This is a genomic window from Micromonospora globbae, from assembly GCF_003610785.1.
In the GTDB taxonomy this organism is placed as follows: Bacteria; Actinomycetota; Actinomycetes; order Mycobacteriales; family Micromonosporaceae; genus Micromonospora; species Micromonospora globbae.
Window position 1 is genome coordinate 1 of sequence record NZ_RAQQ01000064.1, and the last position, 6,398, is coordinate 6,398.

Sequence of the window (6,398 nt, forward strand, 5' to 3'; positions counted from 1 at the left end):
CGGCCATCGCGCATCACTCTCCTTCACTGGGCTTAGCCGTCTCGAAGGATCGCGCGGTGGCCGTCTCCTATCTACCCAACACGCCCATCACGGGCAAGTCGTACACCACTTCCGTGGACGCAACCGGGAGGCTGCGGCATCACTGGTCGCCCTCTGCCAGCTACAAGGCGCGCCACCGAGACGATGTGCTGGTCGTGCATGGCTGAAGCGTGGTGAGTACGGCCGTTCGCCGAAGACGCGATGGGGCATGAAACCGCAACACCACAGGGCAACGCGGAGGGCCCTCGAGTTCAGACGTCGACATCGCCTCTCGATCAGCACGCGGTGTGCCAGCTCCGTGCGCCCGTTGCCGCAGATGCCGCTAGCGTCGGCATGCACGACGGGTCCGCTCAGCCCGGCTAGCGAAAAGTCCTGCTCGTGGCCGATTCCCTGCGTGCACCAATACGACGTCTCCAGTGGGCTGCGACGGTCAGGGCCAGTGCGCCCGCAGCGCCGAGGACGAGGCCACTCAGCAACAGCATCGCAGACGACTTCTTCTCCTCCGGCTCCACTAGACGGCCAGCGGACGTGTCGCGAGGGAGAGCGAAGCCCCAGTCGAGCAGGGCGATCGCCTCCCCTAGGCTGCCCAGCGGCGCGGTCTCCGCTCCGAGCAGGGTTACCGCGAGCCGCCGTCCGTCACGTTCGGCTACGCCAACATATGTCTGCCGGGCCAGTGACGTGAAGCCAGTCTTACCGCCCAACATTCCCGGATAGCGATCCAGCAGGGTGTTGTCGTTGACGATCTCGAACGCCGGCTTGCCCGGCTGTGCTGGCACGGTGGCCACTCTTGTCTGCATGTATCGCCGGAAGTCTTCCCGGGCGAAGGTGGCCCGCGCGATCTGTGCGAGGTCGTACGCGCTGGTGTACTGGCCCGGGCCGTCCAGGCCCGACGGTGTTACCGCATGGGATTGGTTAGCTCGCAGACGGCGCGCTTCGTCGTTCATCTTGTCGACTCCGCCCTGCCTGCCTCGGTCGCCGCCGCCCACACGCGCCAGCACGTTGGCTGCGTCGTTTCCCGACCTCAGCAGAAGGCCCAGCCACAGGTTCTCGATCGAGTAACGGCCACCTTCGACCACGCCCATCAACGAACTGGCCGGGTCAAGGTCGGCCAGATCCTCCCGCTTCACCTCGACAATCTGTTTTGGGTCGAGGCGGGGCATGAGGGCCGCTACCAGCAGCAGCTTCTGCACGCTGGCCGGCGTCCGGCGTTCGTGCGGAGCGCACCCGCCAAGGACCTCACCGCTGCTGATGTCAGCCACCACCCAGGCGGTGGCGGTCACTGCTGGCGCCATCGGCTCGCCCGCGGGGATCGCCAGTCCTGACGTCGCCAGCGCGTCCCCGCCGACTTTCCGCTCAGCCGGCTCAACCGGTGGTGGAGGTGGAGTGGCGGGCAGTGGTGTCGGCGGCGGCACTCGAGGGCACGGCACCTCCTGTGCGGCTGCGGCCGGCGTTGGTGGCACGGCGGCTAGGGCTGACACGGCGAGGACGGTACTTATCGCCGCAGCCCAAATACGAGAGGCAGACATGCCTTTGCACGGTAATCCCGCGGTCGGTCGTTGTGGCCTGTTTGGAGAAAGAGCGCCGGGATGGCCGTCGCACTCTTGTTCTTGCGCCTAGCAGAGGGCCGTAACGAACTCCTGCTGATTTAATGCACGGTTGACGGGTCAGCCGGTGGCGGTTCAGGGGATGCCAACCTGTTACCGATGGATACGCAAGTTTTCGTGCCTGCGGGCGCCGCATCCTTTTTCGACGCGACGCCGAAGTCCTGCTGTTCTGGTGCATGTGCTGCCCCAACCTCCGAATGGATGTAGCAACTCGGCTGATCGAGACAAGGTGGCGGTAGCCCGCCCGCGAGGGGACGCAGAGAACGGGAAGGTTGCAACGGGGTAGATGGATTGCGGGCCGACACGGCCGGACCAGTCGGGCAGAAACAGTACGGTCTGGTCGCGTGCCCGACAGTGATTGACCCAAGAGCCCGCCCGCATCGCCTTTCTCAACTTTCTGCAAGTGGACCTACTATCGCCGCTTCGTAGGCAGAATGTGGGCAACGGGAAGTCACTATCGGGGGATGCATCATGGAGTTAAGGCAGCGGTTGACCTTGTTCGCGGTGACCATCGCGGTCGCACCGTTCGTCCTAGCCGGGTGCACTGCTGAACGGAGATCGGGCGCCCGGCCGGCTGAGGGACGAGCTGTTCCGCCGAATCTCGCGCTTACGCCGGGCGATCAGTCGCGGGATGTGCCGGTGACTGCCGAAATCGGTGCCCACGTCACTGGTGGCCGGATCACGGCAGTTCGGCTTAGGGACGACCAAGGGAAAGCGGTCAAGGCTGAGCCGCGGGAGGACGGTTCGGCCTGGGTTCCGAGCAAACCATTGCAGCACCAACGCACCTACACCGCCGAGGTGACCGCCACCGGCGACGGGGGAGGGACGACCACGAGGAAGGTCACCTTCACCACCATGAAGAAACCGGAGAAACCGCCAATCACCAGCACCTTGTATTTCGCGGACAAGCGGACATACGGCACGGCAATGCCCGTAACTGTCGCCTTCGATCCGCCCATCCCCAAAGAGGCGCGAGCGGATGTACAGCGCCGCTTGTTCGTGAAAACTGACCCACCGCAGCCGGGGACGTGGTCGTGGCTCGATGATGGCAGCCAAGTCTATTACCGAGCACCCGATTTCTGGCGACCTGGCACCGTCATTAGCGTCCGAACCGGTCTGGAGGGGCTGCCCATCGGCAAGGATTACGTCGGTGATGCCGACCGGAGCGCCACCTCAAAGATCGGCCGCCAGGTTGCCTTGGAGGTCGATAACGCCACAAAGCAAATGTCGGTTTTTCGAGAAGGGAAGCTGATTCGCAAGATCCCGGTCAGCCTCGGCAAGCCGAGTACCCCGACCTCGAGCGGAAAGATGGTGATCATGGAAAAGCATGAGCAGACCACCTTCGACACCCGTGGCGAGCCGAACGGTGGCTACGTGATCGACGTCGAGGACGCCCAGCGTCTCACCTGGGGCGGAGAGTTCATCCACGGGGCACCGTGGTCTGAGGGGGACCAGGGCAAGGTCAACGTCTCACACGGGTGCACCAACATCTCCGCCGCAGCCGCCGACTGGCTGATGGGCATCACGCAGGTCGGCGATCTGGTCACCTTCAAGGGCACCGAGGTGCAGTTGCAGGCGGGTAACGGCTGGACGGCGTGGAATGTCAGTTGGGACGAATTCGTCAAGGGCAGTGCTCTGCCCGTCGCTTCAGGGCTGCGGCCGGCACCTGTGCAAACGCCGCATCCAGGCGCGGTGGCCGGCGGATCACCAGCACCGGCACCGTCCGTCCGCGGCAGGTGACCGCGGCCGACATGACGTGGACCGGCTCGCCCGCGGCGGCCGGTCCCGCCGTGCGCAGCACGGGGGCGACCCCGTCACGAAAGAAGAGCTAGCTGCTCCTAGGCGTGGAGCCCGACACCATGTCGGGCGAGGCCAAGAAGGCCGGCCCGGACTCGCGGCTGCCGCGCCTTAGCAGCCCCAATCGGTGCGCGGAGACGGCCGTAGCAGCCTGGCTTGATTCGGCGGGCCTGCCACGGCCATCGCTCTCTACTGGCTCCCGCTGGCGTTTCTGACCGCGCTAGCCAGCTACAGCTTGCCGCCGACGTGCCTGCGGTAGCGCACGGTTTCATCGATAAGCGGCGCGCTCGTGGCGCTGTTCATCTGAATCGAGGACATGTTCCTCGGCTCTGGAAAGGGCGGCACGGCTCGCCACCCACCGGTCACCGACCCGCGTCGTCAACGTAGGCCCCTCAGGCCAGGCAACTGGCGGGAGCGGTGAGTGTGACGGCCGTGGCGCTGAGGACCATCAGGCCAGGGCAACGGTGGCTGCGGCGGTCAGGGCGCGGTCACGCTGGCCGATGCGCGGCGCGGGGGGCTCGGTGCCGGTTTCGAGTTGGCGTACGCGGGCCGTCAGAGTCGGACCGGCGCCGAACGCCGGGCCCGGCGACGGAACGTCGACGGTGAGCTGGACCAGGGCGGCGGCAACTGGTCGGCGGCCATGGTGACGGATGGCGGCGCGGTCGGCGGCCAACTCGGCGCCAAGCGCTACGTGTCGGCGCAGGTGTCGCGCGAGCGGTAGGAAGTAGGTCCAGGCGTGCGCCACCTGGCTCACCAGCAGCCGGAGCGGATCCCGGCGACGGGCATGCTCGGCTTCGTGGCGCAGCACGGCGGCGAGTTCGGTCTGCTTCAGTTCGGCCAGCAGTGCCGTCGTGACCACGACGCGCGGCCGGGCGAGCCCAACAGTGAACGCCGCGACGGTGCCGTCAGGTTACCGGAGAGCCGCCTAAACCATTCGCGTGTCAGGTCGCTACGGCGTCCAGTGCAGCCCGCAGCCGGGCCGCGGCTTCGTCCGCGACCGCCCAAAGTTCCGGTGCCTCGCTGAGCTGCACCATCACCTGCGGGTCCATCGCCTGCACCACGGTGGTGTCCGGCCCCTCGGCCCGGACCACGACGTTACACGGCAGGAGTAGTCCGATGGCCGGGTCCGCCTGCACGGCGCGGTGCGCCAGAGGCGGGTTACACGCGCCCAGGATGACGTAGTCCTCCATACCAATCCCGAGCTTCTCACGCAGCGTCGACCGCATGTCGATCTCGGTCAGTACCCCGAAGCCCTGGTCCTTCAACGCCGCCCGCACACGGTCCAGGGTGGGGCCGAACCCGGCAGACAGGCGGACAGTAATCGCGTAGCTCATGCTCTCTCCCTTTCAGTAGGGAAGATGTTCACCACGTTGTGGGGGCCATCCTCTTGCTCGTGGCCGTGGGGCTGGTGCCCACCCACCTGGCTGAACACGCCGGCCGCCTGGACCCGCCGCCAGGCAGCTTCGAGGATCTCCTGCTCGGCTTCCCCATGGCGGGCGTTCTGGGCATCGGAGGGGTTCATCGCACTACTGGCGTTAGACCGATGTCCGGGGGCCAAGCTGCGGCCGCGCCGGCCCCACCGGCCTTCCGGGCTCGTGGGGCCGGTGCCTTCGCCTTGGGCGGAACCCGGCGATCAAGTTGTCGCCTGCTCCTGAGAGCGCGCCTTGCCGGCCTTTCCGTCGTCGCTCGCCACCTGGGCAGGACATCGCCGATCGCTGGGGCACGAAGCATCAGCTGACGCCCGTGTCTTCATCTGTGCCCTCGTGTGCGGGGATCAGGGACCCGCTCGCCGCGCTCGACGAGGAGCGGCTCGGCTTGGTCGAAGGTGGCGCCGTTGATGGTCCAACGGTAGGGCATCATCACGCCGCCCAGCACGAGTCGGTGGACCCGCTCAGGCCGGCGGCTCGGCAAGGCCACGCTTTCCGCAGCGCGCAGTGTCGTGGTGATCAGCACCTGCCGGTCTAGTTCGGTCTGCCGTACGGTCGCTGCCGGAGGCTCTCCGGCTGCGGTACGGACCAGCGCGAGTCCCTGTCCGGACTTGCCATAACTCCCGCTGGTCTTCGCGCCATGCCACCCACGTCCATCGGTGTATGTCGGGAGTCTTCGGGTAGGGCAGGGGGAACCCGAGCGAGAGGACCTGCCTCATGCCGAGCACCACGCTGCCGATGCTGGAAACGTACCCGAAGTCGATCAACCTCGACCGGGCGAAGCTGGCGGCGGCGATCGACGCCCTCAACGACTGCGCTCAGGCCTGCACCGCATGCGCCGACGCGTGCCTGAGCGAGGACATGGTCGCCGAGTTGACCAAGTGCGTCCGTACGAATCTGGACTGCGCCGACATCTGCACGACCACGGGCCGGGTGCTGTCCCGGCATACCGGCTACGACGCGAACATCAGCCGCACCTTGCTGGAGGCCTGCGCCACGGCGTGCAAGGCGTGCGGAGACGAGTGCGCACGTCACGCCGACAAGCACGAGCACTGCCGGGTCTGCGCCGACGCGTGCCGCGCCTGCGAGCGCGCCTGCCGGGAGTTGCTGGCCACCATCAGCTAAGGAACAAAGCGGTGCCGGCACCCCGAGAGGTTCCGGCGCCGCCCGCGTTCGTCACCGCTTGGCTTCGTGCCTGGCCCTCGGCGACTGCTCGCCCTTGCCGACCGCGCGCAGCGCCTCGCGCAGCTGCGCCTCGGTCATCTTGGAGTTGCCCTCGATGCCCGCGACGTGGGCCTGCTGGCGAAGATCGTGCAGCTGTTCCCGGTCACCCATGTCAACCTCCCTCGGTGGCGCGGGCGGCGGCTCCGTGCGCCACTGTCGCCCGTCGCCTTCCCTCCGAACGGGGGGTGTCCCTATGGGTTTCGTCAAGCAGCGACGGGGGCCGTCGGGCGTGGTTGGTAGGGGGTCTTGTGGCGGAGCATGGCGAATAGGACGTCGCAGCGGCGTCGGGCGAGGCAGATGAGGGCGG

The 6,398-nt window shown here is 67.1% G+C and carries 6 protein-coding genes and 2 pseudogenes; 3 read left to right on the forward strand and 5 right to left on the reverse strand.

Translation table 11 applies throughout. The annotated features are described in order from the left end of the window. On the forward strand, window positions 1–206 hold a 206-nt coding region (locus tag D7I43_RS33330), incomplete at its 5' end, for a hypothetical protein (RefSeq protein WP_204985344.1). A gap of 192 nt (window positions 207–398) precedes the next feature. Here D7I43_RS33330 and D7I43_RS31995 read toward each other — a convergent pair. Continuing rightward, window positions 399–1,565 carry a D-alanyl-D-alanine carboxypeptidase family protein gene (locus tag D7I43_RS31995; RefSeq protein WP_120332286.1) on the reverse strand — a complete coding sequence of 389 codons (1,167 nt, stop codon included), beginning with the start codon at window positions 1,563–1,565 and terminating at the stop codon, window positions 399–401. A 549-nt stretch (window positions 1,566–2,114) separates the two neighbouring features. Between D7I43_RS31995 and D7I43_RS32000 the strand changes: the two genes are divergently transcribed. Next, window positions 2,115–3,383, forward strand: coding sequence for a L,D-transpeptidase (locus D7I43_RS32000; RefSeq protein WP_120332287.1), 1,269 nt, complete (start codon window positions 2,115–2,117; stop codon window positions 3,381–3,383). Window positions 3,384–3,888: 505 nt separating this feature from the next. Here the strand turns inward: D7I43_RS32000 and D7I43_RS32005 are convergent. The 3 genes and pseudogenes from D7I43_RS32005 to D7I43_RS33980 form a co-directional block, all read right to left on the reverse strand. After that, window positions 3,889–4,329, reverse strand: a pseudogene (locus D7I43_RS32005) (M56 family metallopeptidase); the annotation flags it as partial. A gap of 52 nt (window positions 4,330–4,381) precedes the next feature. Next, the gene (locus D7I43_RS32010; RefSeq protein ID WP_120332289.1) at window positions 4,382–4,774 is read right to left on the reverse strand and encodes a DUF302 domain-containing protein; all 393 of its coding nucleotides are present in this window, start codon (window positions 4,772–4,774) and stop codon (window positions 4,382–4,384) included. A 445-nt stretch (window positions 4,775–5,219) separates the two neighbouring features. Further along, window positions 5,220–5,483, reverse strand: a pseudogene (locus tag D7I43_RS33980) (multicopper oxidase family protein); the annotation flags it as partial. A 101-nt stretch (window positions 5,484–5,584) separates the two neighbouring features. Here D7I43_RS33980 and D7I43_RS32025 point away from each other — a divergent pair. Then, a complete protein-coding gene (locus tag D7I43_RS32025; protein ID WP_120332292.1) occupies window positions 5,585–5,992 on the forward strand; it encodes a four-helix bundle copper-binding protein in 408 nt (135 codons plus the stop codon). 51 nt (window positions 5,993–6,043) lie between these two features. Here D7I43_RS32025 and D7I43_RS32945 read toward each other — a convergent pair whose 3' ends face one another. Beyond that, a complete protein-coding gene (locus tag D7I43_RS32945) occupies window positions 6,044–6,202 on the reverse strand; it encodes a hypothetical protein (RefSeq protein WP_158610207.1) in 159 nt (52 codons plus the stop codon). Between the last annotated feature and the right edge of the window lie 196 nt (window positions 6,203–6,398).

Excerpts from the sequence above, each read along its gene's own strand:
- D7I43_RS31995 (WP_120332286.1), bottom strand. The coding sequence starts at position 1,565 with ATGTCTGCCTCTCGTATTTGGGCTGCGGCGATAAGTACCGTCCTCGCC.
- D7I43_RS32945 (WP_158610207.1), bottom strand. The coding sequence starts at position 6,202 with ATGGGTGACCGGGAACAGCTGCACGATCTTCGCCAGCAGGCCCACGTC.
- D7I43_RS32025 (WP_120332292.1), top strand. The coding sequence starts at position 5,585 with ATGCCGAGCACCACGCTGCCGATGCTGGAAACGTACCCGAAGTCGATC.
- D7I43_RS32000 (WP_120332287.1), top strand. The coding sequence starts at position 2,115 with ATGGAGTTAAGGCAGCGGTTGACCTTGTTCGCGGTGACCATCGCGGTC.
- D7I43_RS32010 (WP_120332289.1), bottom strand. The coding sequence starts at position 4,774 with ATGAGCTACGCGATTACTGTCCGCCTGTCTGCCGGGTTCGGCCCCACC.